The organism is Streptomyces sp. NPDC048211, assembly GCF_043202315.1.
Classification (GTDB): domain Bacteria; phylum Actinomycetota; class Actinomycetes; order Streptomycetales; family Streptomycetaceae; genus Streptomyces.
In genome coordinates this window covers 312,259-331,855 of record NZ_JBIDAD010000004.1, presented here as the reverse complement: position 1 = coordinate 331,855, position 19,597 = coordinate 312,259, and the positions used below count along the sequence as shown (strand labels likewise).

Below are 19,597 nucleotides of genomic sequence, written 5' to 3'. Positions count from 1 at the left end.
AAGAGAGAGTGTGAGGGTGCTCGTACTCGTCGCTCCCGGCCAAGGCGCTCAGACGCCCGGCTTCCTGACTCCCTGGCTCGACCTCCCCGGTGCCTCCGACCGCATCGCGGCCTGGTCCGACGCCATCGAGCTGGACCTTGCCCACTTCGGCACGAAGGCCGACGCGGAGGAGATCCGTGACACCGCGGTGGCTCAGCCGCTGCTGGTCGCCGCCGGTCTGCTCTCCGCCGCCGCGCTCGACGCGTCGCCGGGTGTCGTCGCAGGTCACAGCGTGGGTGAAATCACCGCGGCCGCTCTCGCCGGAGTCATCGGCGATGACGCGGCGCTGCGTTTCGTACGCACCCGGGGGCTCGGCATGGCCGAGGCCGCGGCGGTCACCGAGACCGGCATGGCCGCGCTGCTCGGCGGCGACCCGGAGGTCACCGTCCCGCACCTGGAGAAGCTCGGTCTGACCCCGGCGAACGTCAACGGGGGCGGCCAGATCGTCGCCGCCGGCACCGCCGCGCAGATCGCCGCGCTCACCGAGGACATGCCCGAGGGCGTGCGCCGGGTCGTTCCGCTCAAGGTCGCCGGCGCGTTCCACACGCATCACATGGCTCCCGCGGTCGAGCGTCTCCGTGAGGCCGCCACGGCCCTGGAGGTCTCCGACCCGACCGTGACATATGTCTCGAACGCCGACGGGCAGACCGTCGCCACCGGCGCGGAGGTCATCTCCCGGCTGGTCGGCCAGGTCGCCAACCCGGTCCGCTGGGACCTGTGCATGGAGACCTTCAAGGCGCTGGGCGTCACCGCGCTCATCGAGGCCTGCCCCGGCGGCACGCTGACCGGTCTGGCGAAGCGGGCACTGCCCGGCGTCCGGACTCTCGCGCTCAAGACCCCCGACGACCTCGACGCCGCCCGCGCGCTCATCGCTGAGCACGCGGGCGTCTAAGGAGCCCGAGAGCATGTCGAAGATCAAGCCCGGCAAGGGCGCCCCGTACGCACGGATCATGGGTGTCGGCGGCTACCGCCCGACCCGTGTCGTGCCCAACGAGGTGATCCTCGAGACCATCGACTCGTCCGACGAGTGGATCCGCTCCCGGTCCGGAATCGCCAGCCGCCACTGGGCCTCCGACCAGGAGACCGTGTCCGCGATGTCCGTCGAGGCGTCCGGCAAGGCCATCGCCGACGCCGGGATCACGCCGGAGCAGATCGGCGCGGTCATCGTCTCCACCGTCTCGCACTTCAAGCAGACCCCGGCCATCGCGACCGAGATCGCCCACAAGGTCGGCGCGGGCAAGCCCGCCGCCTTCGACATCTCTGCCGGCTGCGCGGGCTTCGGCTACGGCCTCACGCTCGCCAAGGGCATGATCGTCGAGGGCTCGGCGGAGTACGTCCTCGTGATCGGCGTGGAGCGGCTGAGCGACCTCACCGACCTGAGCGACCGCGCGACGGCGTTCCTGTTCGGCGACGGAGCCGGTGCCGTGATCGTCGGCCCCTCCAAGGAGCCGGCCATCGGCCCGACGGTCTGGGGCTCCGAGGGCGACAAGTCCGACACGATCAAGCAGACCGTGGCGTGGGACACCTTCCACGCCGACCGTCCGGAGAAGTTCCCCGCCATCACGCAGGAGGGCCAGGCTGTCTTCCGCTGGGCCGTCTTCGAGATGGCGAAGGTCGCCCAGCAGGCGCTGGAGGCGGCCGGGATCACCCCGGAAGACCTGGACGTCTTCATCCCGCACCAGGCCAACATGCGGATCATCGACTCGATGGTGAAGACCCTGAAGCTGCCGGAACACGTCATGGTCGCCCGTGACGTGGAGACCACCGGCAACACCTCCGCCGCCTCGATTCCGCTCGCAATGGAGCGGCTCCTGGCGACCGGTCAGGCGAAGAGCGGCGACACCGCGCTCGTCATCGGCTTCGGGGCGGGTCTCGTCTACGCCGCGACGGTCGTTACCCTCCCCTAGGCACACCGGGCTTTTCGCCCGGACGCCCGAACCCAGCAGATATACACCGAAGGAGCGCCAACATGGCCGCCACGCAGAAGGAGATCCTCGACGGTCTCGCCGAGATCGTCAACGAGATCGCCGGTATCCCGGCCGAGGACGTCGAGCTGGAGAAGTCCTTCACGGACGACCTGGACGTCGACTCCCTGTCCATGGTCGAGGTCGTCGTCGCCGCCGAGGAGCGCTTCGACGTCAAGATCCCCGACGAGGACGTCAAGAACCTCAAGACGGTCGGCGACGCCACCGAGTACATCCTCAAGCACCAGGGCTGATCCCGGCCCAGCTGTGTCGCCACCCGGCGGTGGCGCCGCTGATTCACGACCCTCTACACGTGGAGAAGATTTTCCAGTGAGCTCGACCAATCGCACCGTGGTCGTCACCGGTATCGGCGCAACCACTCCGCTGGGTGGCGATTCCGCATCGACCTGGGAAGGTCTGATGGCCGGCCGTTCCGGCGTCAAGCCTCTTGAGGGCGAACGTTTCGCCGAACTGCCTGTCCGGATCGCGGCCCTCGCGGCCGTCGACCCGGGAGACGTCCTGCCCCGCCCGCTCGCCCGCAAGCTGGACCGCTCGGCGCAGTTCGCGCTGATCGCGGCCCGCGAGGCGTGGGCGGACGCGGGCTTCACCGGTCCCGCCGGTGAGGACGAGAAGATCCAGCCCGAGCGGCTGGGTTCGGTCATCGCCTCCGGCATCGGCGGCGTGATCACCCTGCTCGACCAGTACGACGTGCTGAAGGAGAAGGGCGTACGCCGCGTCTCCCCGCACACCGTGCCCATGCTCATGCCCAACGGCCCGGCCGCCAACGTGGGTATCGAGGTGAACGCCCGGGCGGGCGTCCACACCCCGGTCTCCGCCTGTGCGTCGGGTGCCGAGGCGATCGGGTACGCCGTCGAGATGATCCGCACCGGCCGTGCCGACGTGGTCCTCGCCGGTGGCACCGAGGCGGCGATCCACCCGCTGCCGATCGCCGCGTTCGCCAACATGATGGCGATGTCCAAGAGCAACGACGAGCCCGAGAAGGCCTCGCGTCCGTACGACACCGGCCGGGACGGCTTCGTCCTCGGTGAGGGCGCCGGCGTCGTCGTCCTGGAGTCCGCGGAGCACGCCGCCGCGCGCGGCGCCCGGGTCTACTGCGAGGTGCTGGGCCAGGGGCTGTCCGCGGACGCCCACCACATCGCCCAGCCCGAGCCGACCGGGCGCGGCATCGCCGCGGCGATGCAGAACCTGCTGGACCAGACGGACCTCAAGCCGTCCGAGGTCGTGCACCTCAACGCGCACGCGACGTCCACGCCGCAGGGCGACGTCGCGGAGCTGAAGGCGCTGCGCAAGATCCTGGGCGACGACCTGGACCACGTCGCGATCTCCGCGACGAAGTCGATGACGGGTCACCTCCTCGGCGGCGCCGGCGGCATCGAGACCGTCGCGACGGTCCTGGCGCTGCACCACCGGATGGCTCCGCCGACCATCAACGTCGACAACCTCGACGAGGCGGTCGAGGCGGACATCGTGCGCGACGAGCCGCGGCCGCTGCCGGAAGGGCCGATCGCGGCGATCAACAACTCGTTCGGCTTCGGCGGGCACAACGTGGTGCTGGCGTTCCGCAGCGTGTGACCTCTTCGGCTGTACGTGTGAAGCCCGTCCCCGGCCAGGGGGCGGGCTTCCCGCGTGTCACGGGCCCTTCGCGGGCGCCCGCCGCCCCCGCAACCGCTCCCCGGCCGCGGGAGGGGCTCGATGGGGCCGGCACGGTCCGTGCGCCGCGGGGCGGGGCTCCGGGCGGTCACACCACCTGGTGGAGCCAGCGCACCGGCGCGCCCTCGCCCGCGTGGCGGAAGGACTCCAGTTCGTCGTCCCACGGCTTGCCCAGGAGCTTGGCGATCTCCGCCTCCAGGTCGCTCTCCCCGCTCAGCGACCGCGCCAGCGCGGCCCGCAGCCGGTCCTCGGGCACCAGGATGTCGCCGTGCATGCCCGTGACGGCGTGGAAGATGCCGAGCTCGGGCGTGGAGCTGTAGCGCTCGCCCTCCGCGGTCGGCGACGGTTCGGCCGTCACCTCGAAACGCAGCAGATCCCAGCCGCGCAGCGCGGAGGCGAGCTTGGACGCCGTACCCGGGCTGGCCTGCCAGGAGAATTCGGAACGCCAGGTGCCGGGTGCGGCCGGCTGTCTGATCCAGTCGAGCTGGACCCGCACGCCGAGCACGCCCCCCACCGCCCATTCGACGTGTGGGCAGAGCGCGCGCGGGGCTGAGTGGACGTACAGGACTCCACGTGTCGTCACCGGGACCTCCAGTGTGGGACGAGGTTCGCCTTCCCCAGCGGCCTCGCGCCGTACCACCTCTTACCGGCCGGTTCCCGAGGCTGTCATCAGTAAACAGTATCGGGAGTTAATGTCCGGAGAAGGGAGGGTATGTGACGTGATGTGATGTTCGAGAGCCACCCGAGTGGAGCCGGGCGGCCGGAAGAGGCACTGGTTCGACGGGGAAAAGCTACCGTGCGGCGGCGTCCGAGGTGTGACGTACCGTCGGTCCTGGGCCCATGATTCGCTCGGCATTCACCCGGCAGGGCGCGGGGGCCCGCCGACCGGTGCCACGCAGGTGTGCCGGAGGCATGGGACAGGAACAGGAGGGGACGAGAGCAATGCCGCATCGCTCCGTACGGCACCGTCCGCGCACCGCGCTGGCCGCGCTGGCCACCGTGTCGCTCCTCGGCACGGCCGTCCTGACGGGCTGTGACTCCGGGTCCGACCGGACGACGAAGGGCGCGGCCTCCGACGCGGGCAGACGGCCGGCGGCCGCACCGGTCTGGGACCGCAGTCCGGAGTCGGTCGCCGCGGTCGGCGACTCCATCACCCGTGGCTTCGACGCCTGTTCGGTGCTGGCCGACTGCCCCGAGGCCTCCTGGTCGACCGGTACGGACCGTTCGGTGCGGAGCCTGGCCGTGCGGCTTCTCGGCGCCTCGGGCGCGGCGGCCCACAGCTGGAACCACGCCGAGACGGGCGCCCGGATCGCGCAGCTGCCGGAGCAGATGGCGCTGGCCGCGAAGGAGGACCCCGATCTGGTGACGGTGATGATCGGCGCCAATGACGCCTGCCGCGACTCGGTGCGGACCATGACACCGGTGGCCGACTTCCGCGCGTCCTTCGAGGCGTCGATGCGTCAGCTGCGCAGCGCGGCGCCGAAGGCGCAGGTGTACGTGTCGAGCGTGCCGGACCTCAAGCGGCTCTGGTCGACGGGCCGGGGCAGCCAGCTGGGCAAGCAGATCTGGAAGCTGGGCATCTGCAGGTCGATGCTGGGCGACGCGGACAACCTGGGCGCCTCGGCGGTGGCCCGGCGGACGGCGGTGCAGGACCGCGTCGTCGCGTACAACGGGGTGCTGCGCGAGGTGTGCGCGAAGGACGCGCGCTGCCGCTACGACGGCGGGGCGGTGTTCGACTACCGGTTCACGGGCAAGCAGCTCAGCCAGTGGGACTGGTTCCACCCGGGACGCAACGGGCAGGCCCGGCTGGCCGAGATCGCCTACCGCAACGTCACGGCGGCGCGGCCTCCGGGCTAAGGTCTGGATCATGGAGACGGGTTCGAACACGGTGATGCGTACGGAACACTTCGGCACCCTCGGGGACGGCACCGCCGTGGACCGCTGGACGCTGGAGCGCGGCAGTACGCGCGTACGGGTGCTGACGTACGGCGCCACCGTGCAGTCGGTCGAGGTGCCGGACCGGGACGGCGTGCCGGCCGGGGTGGCGCTCGGACTGCCCGATCTCGCCTCGTACGTCCGGTACACGGGGCCGTACTTCGGCGCACTGGTCGGGCGGTACGCGAACCGGATCGGCGGTGCGGCGTTCGTCCTCGACGGGACGACCCACCACGTCACGCGCAACGAGGGCCGCAACCACGTGCACGGCGGGGCCGTCGGCTTCGACAAGCGGGTGTGGGACGCGCGCGGGATCGCCGACGGGGTGGAGCTGTCCCTGGTCGCCGCGGACGGCGAGGAGGGGTTCCCGGGGCGTCTGGAGGTCTCGGTGGCCTACACGCTGGACGAGGACGGGGCGCTGCGGATCGCGTACCGGGCGGCGACGGACGCGCCGACCGTGCTGAACCTGACGAACCACACGTACTGGAACCTGGCGGGCGCCGGCTCCGGCAGCGCTCTGGGCCAGCGGCTGCGGATCGCGGCCGGGCGGATCACCCCGGCCGACGAGGAGTCGCTGCCGACGGGTGAGTTCCTGCCGGTGGACGGGACCCGGTTCGACTTCCGGGAGCCGCAGCCGGTCTCCAAGGAGTACGACCACAACTTCGTACTGGACGAGGGCGTGGCCGGACCGGTGGCCGAGCTGTACGACGAGGTGTCGGGGCGCGTCCTGACCGTCACGACGACGGAGCCGGGCATGCAGTTGTACACCGCGGACCACTTCGACGGGCGGCCGTTCGGTCCGTGCGCCGGGATCGCGCTGGAGACCCAGCACTTCCCGGACTCGCCGAACCGGCCGGAGTTCCCGAGCACGGTGCTGCGGCCGGGTGCGGAATACCGGTCGACGACGGTGTACGGCTTCTCGGCGCGCTGAGCCCGCGGGGCCGTTCCCGGCCGGCTGCGCACATCCCGCAGCCGGGCGATCCGACCCGATCTGACCTGCGGCAATGCCGATAATACAAGATCGTTAAGCGGTACCTGGGAGTGATTCGGGGCGATCTACGCGCGTTCGCGCAATGCGCCCCGTTCCACGCCCCCCAAGGTGGCTCGCATGACTTCCAAGCCCGCCGAACCGACGTCCGGCCTGCCCTCTTCCGCTCTGCCCTCCTCCGGCGCGCCCGCTGCCGGCCTGCCCTCCAGGCGCACCGTGATCGCGGGCGCCGCCGCCGGTGCCGCCGCCCTGGCCACGACCGCCGCGAGCGCGGCGCACGCGGCCGCGCCCGGGTCCCTCGCGGCGCCCGCCGCCGCCCCGGCCGCCGCTCCCGGCTCCGACTGGAACGCCTGCCTGACCGTCGCCCGCGCCATCCTCGTACGCGACGAGCAGGACGAGTCGCTGGTGCCGCACTACCAGGACGTCCTGCTCACCAAGGGCCTGCCGCGCAGTGGCAAGGGCCCGAAGAAGGTGCTGGTCATCGGCGCGGGACCGGCCGGGCTCACCGCCGCCCGCCTGCTCAGCGAGGCCGGACACACCGTCACAGTGATCGAGGCCAACGGCAACCGGGTCGGCGGCCGGATCAAGACCTTCCGCACCGGCGGCCACGAGAACGCGAAGTCCCCCTTCGCCGACCCGAAGCAGTACGCCGAGGCCGGGGCCATGCGGATCCCCGACAGCCATCCGCTCGTCACCGGGCTCATGGACAGCTTCGAGCTGAAGCGCCGCCGCTTCCACCTGGTCGACGTCGACGCCGAGGGCAAGCCCGTCAACCACACCTGGATCCACGTCAACGGCATCCGGGTCCGCAAGGCGGACTACGCGCAGAGGCCGCAGGCGGTCAACCGGTCCTTCGGGGTCCCCGCGGAGTTCGAGGACAAGACCGCCTCGGCCATCGTGCGGGAGGCCTTCGCCCCCGTACGCGAGGAGTTCGAGGGCAAGGAGGGCTCGGAGCTCGTCAAGGGCTGGGCCCGGGTCATCCAGAAGTACGGCCACTGGTCGATGTTCCGCTTCCTGACCGAGGCGGCCGGGCTCGACGAGCGCACCATCGACCTCATCGGCACCGTCGAGAACCTCACCTCGCGGCTGCCGCTCGCCTTCGTGCACAGCTTCATCGGGGCCTCCCTGATCAGCCCGGACACGGCGTTCTACGAGCTGCCCGACGGCACGGCGACGCTGGCCGACGCGATGTACGCACGGGTCAAGGACCTGGTGCGCCTCGATCGCCGGGCCGCCAGGATCAGCCACGGCCAGGACGGCGTCCGGGTCGAGACGGTGTCGGAGGGGCGGGACGGCAAGGTCGTGCGGGAGACCTTCACCGGGGACCGGGCGATCGTCACCGTGCCGTTCTCCGGACTGCGGCACGTCCCGGTCACGCCGCCGCTCTCGTACGGCAAGCGGCGGGCGATCACCGAGGTCCACTACGACTCGGCCACCAAGGTGCTGCTCGAATTCAGCCGCCGCTGGTGGGAGTTCGAGGAGAAGGACTGGAAGGCGGAGCTGGAGAGGGTCCGGCCCGGCCTGTACGACGACTACCGGCTCGGCAGGGCGCCGGCCGACGGCTCACTGCTCGGCGCGCACCCCTCCGTACCGCCGGGGCACATTCCGCCCAACCAGCGTGTGCACTACGCGGCGTACCGCGCGACCGCCCGCAACCAGCCCGAGGCGGCCCACGTCATCGGCGGCGGATCGGTCACCGACAACGCCAACCGCTTCATGTACCAGCCCTCCCACCCGGTCGACGGGAGCAGGGGCGGAGTACTCCTCGCCTCGTACAGCTGGGCCGACGACGCCTTGAAGTGGGACTCCCTGGACGACGACGAGCGCTACCCGCACGCCCTGGGCGGGGTCCAGGACGTGTACGGCCAGCGCGTCGAGGTCTTCTACACGGGCGCCGGTGCCACCCAGTCGTGGATGCGCGACCCGTACGCGTACGGCGAGGCGTCCGTCCTGCTGCCCGGCCAGCACACCGAACTGCTCGCCGACGTGCGCTCGGTCGAGGGGCCGCTGCACTTCGCGGGCTGCCACACGTCCGTCAAGCCCGCCTGGATCGAGGGCGCGCTGGAGTCCGCCGTACGCGCCGCGCTGGAGGTCCACGGGAGCTGACCGGACGGGTCTCAGGGGCGCGGGGGCGGAGCCGTCCCGGCGTCCTCCTCCTCGTCGCCGTCCTCTCCCGTCAGGTCACGCGCGAGCAGGGTCGCCCCCGCGACGGCGCCCGGCATCAGGAAGACGGCGACGAACGGGACCAGGAAGGCGAGCCCCAGCGGCACGCCGAAGCCGAGGATCAGCAGACGGCGGCCGCGCAGCAGGACGAGCCGGTCCTTCAGCACCATGCCGCGGCGCTGGAGGGCGACGGCGGTGAGTTCCTCGGCGAGGAAGTACCCCGTGACGCAGAACCCGAGGAACGGGACGACGGTCTGGCCGGCGACCGGGATGAATCCGAGGGCGAAGAGCAGGATCGCGTACAGCGCGACGCGCACCAGGATGCGCACGCTGTCGCGGGCGGAGATCCACAGCTCCCGCCAGAGCGGCAGCCCGGACTCGGGGACCTCGCCGCCCTCGGCGCGGTCCACCTCCTCGGACAGCGACTCGTAGAAGGGCTGTCCGACGAGGAGGGTCACCGCGGTGAAGGTGATGACGGCCAGGAACAGGCCGAAGGCGAAGACCAGCACGGTCAGGGTGGTGCGGAGCAGCCCGAGCCAGGGCGATGACCAGCCGTCGGCGAATGGGGTCGCCCAGTCCGCGAGGTCGTCGGCCCCGTAGCCGAGGCCGACGAGGGCGCCCGCGTACAGGACGAGGGTGATCAGGCCGGGCAGCAGCCCGATGCCGAACCACTTGCCGTGCTGGGCGACCCAGCGCTGCCCCTTGATCAGATAGCCGAGGCCCGCCCCGAGATCACGCATGGCGTCAGCGTACGAGATCGCGCACGGCGCCGGCACGACGGGGAGCCGCGCAGCGGGCCCACCGCCTCCGGGGCCCCGGCGTTCGCGAGGACGAGGTCGCCCGCCTTAGACATAGATGCACCGACCAAGCATCCGTTTTCGCAATCTGCGAAGTATCTGCAAATCGCGCCATTCACTTGAGAGTTCGCAGGTCGGAGGCGCGGAACAGCCTTGAGAATCCCTTGAGCAAACCGTGGTTGTCGCCGTGAGGAGCGGCCGCACACCCTGTCATGGATCGATCATCCATGGACCGAGGACCTCATGCTCAGACGAAGACGTGCACGTATCCGCCGAGCCCTGCTCCTGACGCTTGCCCTGGCCTGCGCCGCTCCCCTGTCTCTCGCCACACCCGCCGCGGCGGACTCCTGCCAGGGCATCAGCTGCATGGGCAGGAACCCCGTGGCCATGGGCTGCGACTCGGACGCCCAACTGGTGAGCGAGACGGACGACCCGCCGTCGGGCACGGTGGCCATCACCGTCAAGCTCTTCCACTCCGCCACCTGCGGGGCATCCTGGGCGAAGGTGACCGTGGACCCCACGAACACCAGCCTGTACCAGCAGTACGCGACGATCTTCTACGTGCCCCAGTTCGGCGGCAGCGAGGCCTCCTACTCGGGCGGACTCGTCGACAGCACCAATGTCGCCCTGGCCACCCCCATGGTTCCGGCGAGCTACTCGGCGAAGGGCTGCTTCAGCGACCTGACCGAGGACCACGACCCGGCACCCGAGAGCTCGCGGACCCAGGGAACCAACGGAGCGTGCACACCATGGCGTTGAGAAGAAGGAGCACTGCCGCGCGTGCCGGGGGCCGCCGCCCGCGGGCGCTTCGGCTGACGGCCAGAACCGCCTTCCTGTCCTGCGCCGCCCTCGCCGCCGGGATGCTTCCCGCCACCGGAGCGATCGGCATGGCGGGCACATCGGCCGCGGCGGCGCCTCAGACCCAGGGGCGCCTGTTCGCCTCGCCCGAGAGCCAGCTGGGCACGAACTGGCAGGACTCGACCGACCGCGCCGTGACCGGCACGGGCGACTCCGCCGGTTTCCACATCCTGGTGGCGGACGAGGCCGATTCGTTCGCCTACCGGGAGATCGCCAACCTCACCCAGTCCGGTCTGAACGGCATCGGGCCGTGGACCGGCTACACCTGCACCACCGGTTCCGGGCGCTACGCGGCGGCCGTCTACGCACCGTCGACGGCCGCGAACAAGCCCTCGCTGATGCAGCACGGGGCCTTTGCCGCGGTGATCGACCTGGCCAGCGGCAAGGTCACCCAGTCGGTCACCGGTGTACAGCTCGCCTACTTCTCGCCCGGCTGCGGCGAGAACGACACCGTGACCTTCACCCGGAGCACGGTGGGCGACTCACGGGACGGCACCACCAAGGTCTTCGACGTCGATGCGGCGTCGGGAAGGACGCTGCGCACCACCACGGTCAAGGGCCAGTTCACCAACCCGATGCCCACCGCCGACGGCGACGACCTCGGAGTCATCGACGGCAGGCTGGTCAGGCTCGCCACGCAAGGCAAGGCGCAGGGCACGTCCGACACCGTCGCCGAACTCCCCGGCCGGCTCTTCGCCCTCGCGCCCTCCGAGGGCGGCGCGATCGACCTGGCCCTCGTCGCGCACGGCAAGGACGAGCTGCACCGTCTGGACGGCCGGAGCGGGAAGCTGACCCGGCTCGGCAGCGCACCCCTCGGCAAGCTCGGGCTCTTTCCGCGCGGTGACGGCGACCTGGTCGCGGGCACCGTATCGGGCATCGACACCACCAAGGCGCCCGGACTCCGCAAGGCGGACGCCCCCGACAAGCCCGTGGCGGCCTCGCGGCAAGGTCATCTGCTCACCACGTCGGTGGCCTCCGACGAGCTCAAGGGCATCACTTCGGCCATCGGCTCCCCGTCGGGAACCGGAGCCGGGCGCATCCACGTGGCCGCGCTCGCCACGGCGACGGACACCCCGGCCTCCACCGACGTGGTCACGGCCGAGGCGGCCGTCACCCAAGCCGCCGACGACGTGGAACGCGAGACGGGCCCGAACCTGGAGCTGGAGAAGGACGAACTGGCCTACACGGGCCTCGTTCCCGACGAGCCCAACACCGGTTCCCACTACTCGAACTGCCTGGTGAAGCGGAACGATCCGCACGCTCAGGCCCTGCAGCCCAGCACCAACATGGTCGAGTGGGCCGTCGACCAGGCCGTGCACGGCGACCTCACGGTCACCCGTCCGGCGAACTACCTCGGCACCGGCAGCGTCGCGTACACCCCCAACGGTCTCTTCCCGCGGGTGGCTCTGACCGGCGGCGGCACCGTCCCCGCCCAGGTGATGCTCGGAGTCCTCGCGCAGGAGTCCAACTTCCGGCAGGCGTCCTGGCACTCCGTCCCGGGCGACGGCGGCAATCCGCTGCTCGGGGACTACTTCGGCAACACCGACAGCATCCACTACTACCCCAACGGGGCCGTGGCCGACTGCGGTTACGGCATCGCGCAGGTCACCTCGGGCATGAACGAGGCGAAGCCCGACCCGTACAGCCCGACCGAGGCGTATGCGATCGCCACGGACTACGCGTCCAACATCGCCGCCGGAGTGCAGATCCTCAGCAAGACGTGGAACCAGCTCAAGTCCCTCGGCATGAACGTGAACACAGGCAACTCCAGCTACGTGGAGAACTGGTACATGGCCCTGTGGGGATACAACAGCGGCGTCTACACCGACTCGTCCCAGAACAGCGGGCACACCGGCCTGGGCTGGTACAACAACCCCGCCAATCCCAACTACCCCGCCGACCGCGCCCCCTTCCTCCGCGACTCGTACGACGACGCCGCGCACCCGGCCAACTGGCCGTACGAGGAGAAGATCATGGGCTGGGTGGAGACCCCGCAGCACACGTACGGCACCGAGCCCTCCTACGCCCTGCCGCTCTTCCCCACCGGAGGCGTCGGCGTCGGCGGAAAGCTCAACCTCAACACCAACTACCACAGTTACTGCACGCAGGGGACGAACAGCTGTGACCCCGGAGCCCCCTCGGGAAGCGACCCGTGCCCGGCCGAGGACGACAGCTGCTGGTGGGACGGATCGGTCAGCTGGGGCGGCGGCATGGACGACACCACGGGCTCCAAGGAGAACCTCGTGTACGCGCTCGGCAGCGGCGAGCCCGCACTGGACCGGCAGTACGCCGCCGGCCCGTGCGACAACGTCGAGAGGGCCGACGGCACCCTCCTCATCGACGACCTGCCGGTCCCGGCCGACAACACCCAGGGATGCAAGGACGCGTCGACGATGTCGGGCACGTTCAAGCTGCGGCTCGGTGACAACTTCACCATGAACCGCAGCGACGGCACCTGGCGTGCGACCGGGGACATCGCCCCGATCGACCTGCACCAGCTGGGCGCGGGCTACGACGGCCACGTCTGGTTCACCCACGCCTACCCCAACAACGCCACCCACACCAACTACCTGTGGCACACGGTCACAGCGACCTGGACACCGGAAGCCTCCCTGCTCCCGTTCTCCGAATCGCCCGGCCGCCGGTACGCGATCTACGTGCACCTGCCGAACCACGGCGCGCAGGCCGTGGTCCCGTACACCGTCAATGTCGGCATGAACACGGTAGGCGCCCAACCGAGTCACACCTGCAGTGTCAACCAGGCCTCCAAGAGCAACGGCCAGGACGTGTGGGCGCCCCTCGGCACCCTCAAGCTCTGGCAGGGCGCCAACATCCAGGCCGACAACACGAGCCGGTCGGACTACACCGGCGACGCCGACGTCGCCTACGACGCGGTGAAGCTGGTCCCGGTCTCCGCGGCCTCGACCGGCACCTGCTTCGACGAGTGAGGTGACCGTGGTGCCGTCCCCGCGGGGACGGCACCACCCCGGGCCCGCACCTCATCGAATGGAGTCACCCTTGTCCACGTCACGGTCCCGCGCGGCGCACGCCGTCGCGGTGGCGGCCCTGTCCGCCGCCCTCCTCTCGGCCTGCTCGTCCCCGCACACCTCGGCCGCGCCCCCCGAGACGGCCCGGGCCACACCCACCGCCCCGGCGTCCGCGCACCCGAGCGCCCCTTCGCCCCTGACCACCTCGGCCGATCTGGGGGACTGGCCCACGGCTCCCGCCACCCGGGACAAGATCCCCCAGGGCAGACGTGCCGTGCCGTTGGCCCCGGGCTACACCGGCCGGGCGTTCCTGGACCGTCTCGCGAAGACCTGGCACATCGCCATGAAACCGCGGGAGAAGGTGGACGTGCGGGCGGGCGACGCGGCGCCTGCGGTCTGGCATTCCGCGGGCACCTCCGCCGGCGGCTCCGCGCTGACCGTCGCGGCCGTCTGGACGCTCTCCGGCGATCTCGACGCCGTGACCTGCACCGCCCCGAAGAAGGCACCCGGGCGCGCCCGCTTCCTGCGCGACTGCTCCGGGCTCGACCACCCCGGTGCCGACCCGAAGGCCGCCGCCGCCTGGCTGGACGGCATGACACCCCGGGTCGACGCGGCGTACGAGAAGGCCGGGGCCCTGGTCGAGAGCCCGCTGTACCGGTCGGGACAGGCGGCCACCTATCTCCGCGAGTATCCGCTCCCCGGGAAGGAGCCCGCCTACCTGGTGTACGTCTTCGGTACGGGCGAGGCCGCCGGCGGCACGGGCTGACGCCCCGGGGCTCCGTACGCGAAGCCCCGGGGTGCGGGTACCCGTCGCCCCGGCCCGGCCGGTTCAGACGAGGCGGATCACGTTCCAGGACATCGGCTCCAGGGTGGCCCGCAGCACGCCCCCTTCGAGCACCGTGCCCTCGGCCGGGTGCGGGGCGACCCGGCCCGGTTCGGTGAGGGTGTTGCGGGCGTCCGGGTCGGCGTCGGCGAGGACCTGGTGCTCGGCGATCTCCGTCAGGTCGAAGCCGTGCAGGGCGACTTCGAGCGGCAGGGCCGTGTCCTGGCCGCGGTTGACCGCGAAGACGGTGACCGCGCCGGTCTCCGGGTCGCGGACGGCGGTGGCGTGCAGCAGGTCCGTCTCGCCGTACTTGGCCGTCCCGTACGTGGGCGAGTCCACCCGCACGTCCAGGACCTGGCCCCGGCCGTGCCGGGCGGCCTGGGCGAACGGGAAGAAGGTGGTCTGGCGCCAGGCCGGGCCGCCCGGCTCGGTCATGATCGGGGCGATCACGTTGACCAGCTGGGCCAGGCAGGCCACGGTGACCCGGTCGGCGTGGCGCAGCAGGGCGATGAGCAGGGTGCCGAAGACGACGGCGTCGGTGACGGAGTAGTTGTCCTCCAGCAGACGGGGGGCCTCGGGCCAGTCGAGGGGGTTCGCCTCCGCCTCCTGCTGGCTGCGGGCCATGTACCAGACGTTCCACTCGTCGAAGGAGAGGTTGATCTTCTTCGTGGACTTCAGCCGCGCGCCGACGTGGTCGCAGGTGGCGACGACGTCCTCGATGAAGGACTCCATGTCCACTGCGGACGCCAGGAACGAGTCGCGGTCGCCGCCGAGTTCCTCGTAGTAGGCGTGCAGGGAGACGTAGTCGACGAGGTCGTAGGTCTCGGCGAGGACCGTCGCCTCCCAGGCGGCGAACGTGGACATGGACCGGCCGGAGGAACCGCAGGCGACGAGTTCGACGGACGGGTCGATCTGCCGCATCGCGCGCGCCGTCTCGGCGGCGATCCGGCCGTACTCCTCGGCTGTCTTGTGGCCGGTCTGCCAGGGGCCGTCCATCTCGTTGCCCAGGCACCACAGCTTGATGCCGAAGGGGTCCTTGTCGCCGTGGGAGACGCGGCGCTCGGAGAGTTCGGTGCCGGCCGGGTGGTTGGCGTACTCCTGGAGCTCGATGGCCTCCTGGACGCCCCGGGTGCCGAGGTTCACCGCCATCATGGGCTCGGCCTGCGGGCCGATCTTCTTGCAGAAGGCGATGAACTCGGAGAGCCCGAAGCGGTTCGTCTCGGTGGAGCGCCAGGCGAGGTCGAGGCGGCGCGGCCGCTCGTCGGCGGGGCCGACGCTGTCCTCCCAGCGGTAGCCGGAGACGAAGTTGCCGCCGGGGTAGCGGATGGCGGTGACGCCGAGTTCGCGGATCAGTTCCAGGACGTCGGTGCGCAGGCCGGCTTCGTCGGCCGAGGGGTGGCCGGGCTCGTAGATGCCGTCGTAGACGCAGCGGCCGAGGTGTTCCACGAACGAGCCGAAGAGGCGGGGGTCGACCTCGCCGACGGTGAAGGCGGGGTCGAGGGTGAAGCGGGCGGTGCGGGTCATGACTTCCTTCGGGGTGGTGTCGGTACGTGTCTCGGTACGGGTCACTGGCCTGCGAGGCCGGTGTGGGCCACGCCGCTGACGATCTGGCGCTGGAAGAAGACGAAGACGATGATCAGTGGCAGTCCCGCCATCAGCCCGCCGGCCATGAGCTGGGCCCACTGGATGCCGTAGGAGTTCATGACGGTCGCGATGCCGTTCGGCATGGTCATCAGATCGGGGTTGTTGGTCACCATGTACGGCCACAGGAAGTTGTTCCAGGAGGCGATGAAGGTGAAGATGCCGACCGCGGACAGGGAGGGGCGGGAGAGCGGCACGATGATGGTGAAGAACACCCGCCAGCGGCCGGCGCCGTCGATGTACGCGGCCTCCTCCAGCTCCCTCGGGATGCTCTGGAAGAACTTGTAGAGGATGTAGACCATCGCGGCGGGCGCGCACTGCGGCAGGATCATGCCCCAGTAGGTGTCGACCATGCCCATCTGCTGGACGGTGGTGAACAGGGGGACGCCGAGGACGGCGGGCGAGACCATCAGGCCCGCCATCACCACACCCATCCAGAACGTCTTGCCCTTGAACTCGGTGCGGGCGAAGCCGTATCCGGCGAGTGCGCTCACGAGCAGCACCACCGTGGTCACACACACCGAGACGACGAGCGAGTTCACGAACCAGTTGGTGATGTTGCCCGTCTCGAAGAGGGCCTTCCACGCCTGGCCCGTCCAGTGCTCCGGCAGCCAGTGCGTCGGCACCTCGACGGCCTCGGTCTCCGACTTGAGGGAGGTGAACAGGGCCCAGGCGAGCGGCGCCAGGAAGACGGCGGAGACGGCGGCGCCGATGAGGGTGAGCACGATCTGGCTCGGCGTCCAGGCCGTGCGGGTACGGGACTTGATCCGTGTCTGTGCGGCGTCGGTGGTCATCGGCTGCCCTCCTCACGGTTGCGCAGCAGCCACATCCGCGCGAGGGCGACGGCCGCGATGATCACAAAGAAGATGATGGAGATGGCGGAGGCGTAGCCCACGCGGTAGCTGGTGAAGCCCTCTTCGAGCGTGTACTGCACGAAGGTGCGGGTCGATCCCTCCGGCCCGGGGCCGAAGTCCTGCATCACGACGGCCTGGTCGAAGATCTGGAGCGAGGCGAGGATCTGCAGCGCGATCACGAGGCCCGTGATGTTGCGCAGCAGGGGCAGGGTGATGTGGACCATGCGGTGCCAGGCGTTCGCACCGTCGAGCTTCGCGGCCTCGTAGAGGTGGGCGGGGATGCCCTGGAGCGCGGCGAGGTAGAGCAGGAAGCTGAAGCCGACCGTCCACCACAGGGTGGTGAGGACGACGGCGAGCATGGCGTACGACTTGTCGGTCAGCCACGGCGTATCGAGGCCGAAGAGGTAGTTGACCATGCCCGTGCCGGGGTTGAACAGCCACTGCCACAGGTTGCCCGCGACGGTCGAGGGCAGCAGGAACGGGATGAAGAAGCACAGGCGCCACAGCCACTGGGCGCGCTGGATGTGGTGGGCGAGCATCGCGAGGAGGAAGGCGAGGACCGTGATGCACGGCACGACGAGCAGCGTGAAGTAGGCGCTGTGGCCGAGCGCGTCCCACATCAGCTGGTCGTGCAGGGCTTCGCGGTAGTTGTCGAGGCCGACGAAGCCCGCCCCGTCGCCGGAGATGTTGGCGTCCGTGAAGCTGAGGTAGACGCCGCGCAGCAGCGGCCAGATCACGAAGAGCGCGAACAGGACGAGGAAGGGGGCGACGAACCAGCCGCCGTGCTGGATGCCCTGCTTGCGGCGGATCGTGGCGCTGTCGGCGGTGGTCCTCGCGCGGGCGGGCGCGAGGACGGTCTGTGGGCTGGTCGTCGTCATGCGACCGCACCTCCCTGCGCCGCGGTACGGCCGTCCATGGGGTTCTTCGAGGCCAGCAGCTCGGTGAGCATGCCCTTCATGCGGCGGGCGGCCGCCTCCGGTTTCGCGGAGCCCAGCGTCGAGGACACGACGATCGGGCCGACGCGCTGGGCGAGGATGCCGGTGGAGCCCGCGAACCACACCTTCGGTTCGGTCGCCTGGTGGTCCATGGCGGAGACGTACTCGTTCTGCGGTTCGAGCGCTTTGTACGCGGCCGTGGAGAGCGTCGGCGTGTAGGCGGGGATGTGCCCGCCGGCGGCCCACTGCTGCGCGTGCCGGACGACGTAGGCGGCGAGCCGGTGGGCGCCGTCGTTGGTGTCGCCGCCGCGGCCCGACTGGTGGGGCAGCACGAAGGCGTGCGACTCGGCGTGCGTGGCGGGCTTGCCGAAGACGGGCGGCAGCGGGGTCGCGCCGTATTCGATCTTCGCTCCGGAGAACACCGGCACCGACCAGTTGCCCTCCCAGCAGAACGGGGAACCGTTGATGAACTGTTCGGCGCCGGCGCCGCCCGCGAAGCCGGGGTTGGAGTACCCGTCGGTGATGTGCCGGCGCATGAACTCCAGGACCTGGGTGGCCTTGCCGGTGTCGAAGGTGGTCCCGGTGTTGGCGGCGTCGAACCAGGTGCCGCCGAGCTGGGTGTAGAAGGCGACGAAGAACCACCACTGGAAGTTCTGGTCGCTGGCCCACATCCCGATCGTCTGCAGGCCCTTCCCGGTGGCCTTCTTCGCCTTCTTGAGCACGTCGAACCACTCGTCGGTGGACGTGACCGGCACGATCCGCCCGTCGTCACCGAGCAGGCCGGCGTTGCGCAGTACGTCCTTGCGGTAGAAGCAGAGCTGGACGTGGCTGTCGAGCGGGAGGGCGTAGAGCTTGCCGTCGATGACGGCGCGCTTCCACAGCGCGGGGCTGAAGTCGGCTTCCTTCACGCCGTACTTGGCGAGCAGGCCGACGTCCCAGGGGTCCAGGAGGCGCCCCGGTGAGAACCCGGTGACCCGGCCCAGGTGCATGACGCCGAGGTCCGGTGCGCGGTTGCCCGCCGCCGCCATGGCGAGTTTGGTGTAGAAGGGGCTGCCCCACTGGAGGGTCGAGTCCTTCACGTCGATGCCGGGGTTCTCCTTACGGAAGGAGTCCAGCATCGCGATCATGTTGTAGCCGTCGCCGCCGCTGAAGAGGTTCCAGTAGCGGACCCGGGTGGCGGCACTCGACGCGAGGGCGTCCGCACCGCTTCCCAGCGCCGCGAAGCCGAAGCTGCCGGCGACGGCCGCGCCGCCCAGCCCGGTGATCAGTTGCCTGCGATTCAGGCCAGGTCGTCCCATGCCCCGCCCTCACTGTTCGAAATACCGAATGCTGCCCGTAACTTCGAACGGACCGTAAAATCGAAGCGCTTGCGCGTCAATGGGTCGCGCAAGAATTCCGGGCAATGTCCGGAGTACCGAACAGGGGATGCCGGGCGGGGACGGCGAAACGGCCGAGGGCCGCACCCTCACGGGTGCGGCCCTCGGCTGCGTACGGGCGGTGCGGGCGGTCAGGCGACCGAGAGCTCCACCTTGATGTTGCCGCGCGTGGCGTTCGAGTAGGGGCACACCTGGTGGGCCTTCTCGATGAGCGCCTGCGCGGTCGCCGTGTCGACGTTCGGGATGGTCGCGGTGATCGCGACCTCCAGACCGAAGCCACCGGCCTCGGTCTTGCCGATGGAGACCGCGGCGGTGACCGTGGATCCGGAGATGTCCGCCTTCTCCTGGCGGGCCACCACACCCAGCGCACCCTGGAAGCAGGCGCTGTAGCCCGCTGCGAAGAGCTGCTCCGGGTTGGTGCCCGCGCCGCTGCCGCCCATCTCCTTCGGCGGGTTGACGACGACGTCGAGCTTGCCGTCGTCCGAGGCGACGCGGCCGTCACGGCCGTTCGTAGCGGTGGCGACGGCGGTGTACGCGACGGCTATGTCCTGAATGGTCATGCTGAG

General features: G+C 70.5%; 17 protein-coding genes. 10 read left to right on the top strand and 7 right to left on the bottom strand.

Annotated elements, in window-relative coordinates:
* The first annotated feature begins 16 nt into the window (after window positions 1–16).
* The 4 genes from ACGFZA_RS17765 to fabF all read left to right on the top strand — a co-directional run bounded on the left by ACGFZA_RS17765 (window position 17) and on the right by fabF (window position 3,596).
* Entirely contained in the window at window positions 17–931 is a 915-nt protein-coding gene (locus ACGFZA_RS17765) for an ACP S-malonyltransferase (protein WP_385283757.1), read from the top strand.
* Window positions 932–944: 13 nt separating this feature from the next.
* Complete coding sequence (locus tag ACGFZA_RS17760) at window positions 945–1,946, top strand: ketoacyl-ACP synthase III (protein WP_393680061.1); 1,002 nt, start codon at window positions 945–947, stop codon at window positions 1,944–1,946.
* Window positions 1,947–2,008: 62 nt separating this feature from the next.
* Window positions 2,009–2,257, top strand: coding sequence for an acyl carrier protein (locus ACGFZA_RS17755; protein WP_326736016.1), 249 nt, complete (start codon window positions 2,009–2,011; stop codon window positions 2,255–2,257).
* Between the two features lie 76 nt (window positions 2,258–2,333).
* Window positions 2,334–3,596 (top strand): beta-ketoacyl-ACP synthase II, encoded by a 1,263-nt coding sequence (gene fabF, locus ACGFZA_RS17750; RefSeq protein WP_385283751.1) that lies wholly within the window; start codon window positions 2,334–2,336, stop codon window positions 3,594–3,596.
* Between the two features lie 166 nt (window positions 3,597–3,762).
* Here the strand turns inward: fabF and ACGFZA_RS17745 are convergent, their stop codons facing one another.
* Window positions 3,763–4,257 carry a DUF3145 domain-containing protein gene (locus ACGFZA_RS17745; RefSeq protein WP_326736018.1) on the bottom strand — a complete coding sequence of 165 codons (495 nt, stop codon included), beginning with the start codon at window positions 4,255–4,257 and terminating at the stop codon, window positions 3,763–3,765.
* 359 nt (window positions 4,258–4,616) lie between these two features.
* Here ACGFZA_RS17745 and ACGFZA_RS17740 point away from each other — a divergent pair, with 359 nt between their 5' ends.
* The 3 genes from ACGFZA_RS17740 to ACGFZA_RS17730 all read left to right on the top strand — a co-directional run bounded on the left by ACGFZA_RS17740 (window position 4,617) and on the right by ACGFZA_RS17730 (window position 8,703).
* A complete protein-coding gene (locus ACGFZA_RS17740) occupies window positions 4,617–5,531 on the top strand; it encodes an SGNH/GDSL hydrolase family protein (RefSeq protein WP_393680057.1) in 915 nt (304 codons plus the stop codon).
* A gap of 10 nt (window positions 5,532–5,541) precedes the next feature.
* The gene (locus ACGFZA_RS17735) at window positions 5,542–6,540 is read left to right on the top strand and encodes an aldose epimerase family protein (RefSeq protein ID WP_393680055.1); all 999 of its coding nucleotides are present in this window, start codon (window positions 5,542–5,544) and stop codon (window positions 6,538–6,540) included.
* A 177-nt stretch (window positions 6,541–6,717) separates the two neighbouring features.
* A complete protein-coding gene (locus tag ACGFZA_RS17730) occupies window positions 6,718–8,703 on the top strand; it encodes a flavin monoamine oxidase family protein (protein WP_393680053.1) in 1,986 nt (661 codons plus the stop codon).
* An 11-nt stretch (window positions 8,704–8,714) separates the two neighbouring features.
* Here ACGFZA_RS17730 and ACGFZA_RS17725 read toward each other — a convergent pair whose 3' ends face one another.
* A complete protein-coding gene (locus ACGFZA_RS17725; protein ID WP_385283739.1) occupies window positions 8,715–9,500 on the bottom strand; it encodes an EI24 domain-containing protein in 786 nt (261 codons plus the stop codon).
* 300 nt (window positions 9,501–9,800) lie between these two features.
* Here ACGFZA_RS17725 and ACGFZA_RS17720 point away from each other — a divergent pair, with 300 nt between their 5' ends.
* The 3 genes from ACGFZA_RS17720 (at window position 9,801) to ACGFZA_RS17710 (ending at window position 14,168) form a co-directional block, all read left to right on the top strand.
* Complete coding sequence (locus tag ACGFZA_RS17720) at window positions 9,801–10,316, top strand: DUF2690 domain-containing protein (protein ID WP_385283736.1); 516 nt, start codon at window positions 9,801–9,803, stop codon at window positions 10,314–10,316.
* Window positions 10,307–13,363: a hypothetical protein gene (locus ACGFZA_RS17715; protein WP_385283733.1), complete on the top strand. Its 3,057-nt coding sequence runs from the start codon at window positions 10,307–10,309 to the stop codon at window positions 13,361–13,363. The genes ACGFZA_RS17720 and ACGFZA_RS17715 overlap by 10 nt, the downstream gene beginning before the upstream one ends.
* Before the next feature lie 70 nt (window positions 13,364–13,433).
* Window positions 13,434–14,168 (top strand): hypothetical protein, encoded by a 735-nt coding sequence (locus ACGFZA_RS17710; protein ID WP_385283730.1) that lies wholly within the window; start codon window positions 13,434–13,436, stop codon window positions 14,166–14,168.
* 63 nt (window positions 14,169–14,231) lie between these two features.
* Here ACGFZA_RS17710 and ACGFZA_RS17705 read toward each other — a convergent pair whose 3' ends face one another.
* The 5 genes from ACGFZA_RS17705 to ACGFZA_RS17685 all read right to left on the bottom strand — a co-directional run bounded on the left by ACGFZA_RS17705 (window position 14,232) and on the right by ACGFZA_RS17685 (window position 19,591).
* The gene (locus ACGFZA_RS17705) at window positions 14,232–15,749 is read right to left on the bottom strand and encodes an alpha-N-arabinofuranosidase (protein ID WP_385283727.1); all 1,518 of its coding nucleotides are present in this window, start codon (window positions 15,747–15,749) and stop codon (window positions 14,232–14,234) included.
* Window positions 15,750–15,790: 41 nt separating this feature from the next.
* On the bottom strand, window positions 15,791–16,660 hold the full coding sequence (locus ACGFZA_RS17700) for a carbohydrate ABC transporter permease (RefSeq protein ID WP_393680048.1): 870 nt from the start codon (window positions 16,658–16,660) through the stop codon (window positions 15,791–15,793).
* Complete coding sequence (locus ACGFZA_RS17695; RefSeq protein WP_393680046.1) at window positions 16,657–17,598, bottom strand: carbohydrate ABC transporter permease; 942 nt, start codon at window positions 17,596–17,598, stop codon at window positions 16,657–16,659. The genes ACGFZA_RS17700 and ACGFZA_RS17695 overlap by 4 nt, the downstream gene beginning before the upstream one ends.
* Window positions 17,595–18,953 carry an extracellular solute-binding protein gene (locus ACGFZA_RS17690; protein ID WP_393680043.1) on the bottom strand — a complete coding sequence of 453 codons (1,359 nt, stop codon included), beginning with the start codon at window positions 18,951–18,953 and terminating at the stop codon, window positions 17,595–17,597. Before ACGFZA_RS17690 ends, ACGFZA_RS17695 begins: the two co-directional genes overlap by 4 nt.
* A gap of 209 nt (window positions 18,954–19,162) precedes the next feature.
* The gene (locus ACGFZA_RS17685; protein ID WP_385283717.1) at window positions 19,163–19,591 is read right to left on the bottom strand and encodes an organic hydroperoxide resistance protein; all 429 of its coding nucleotides are present in this window, start codon (window positions 19,589–19,591) and stop codon (window positions 19,163–19,165) included.
* Between the last annotated feature and the right edge of the window lie 6 nt (window positions 19,592–19,597).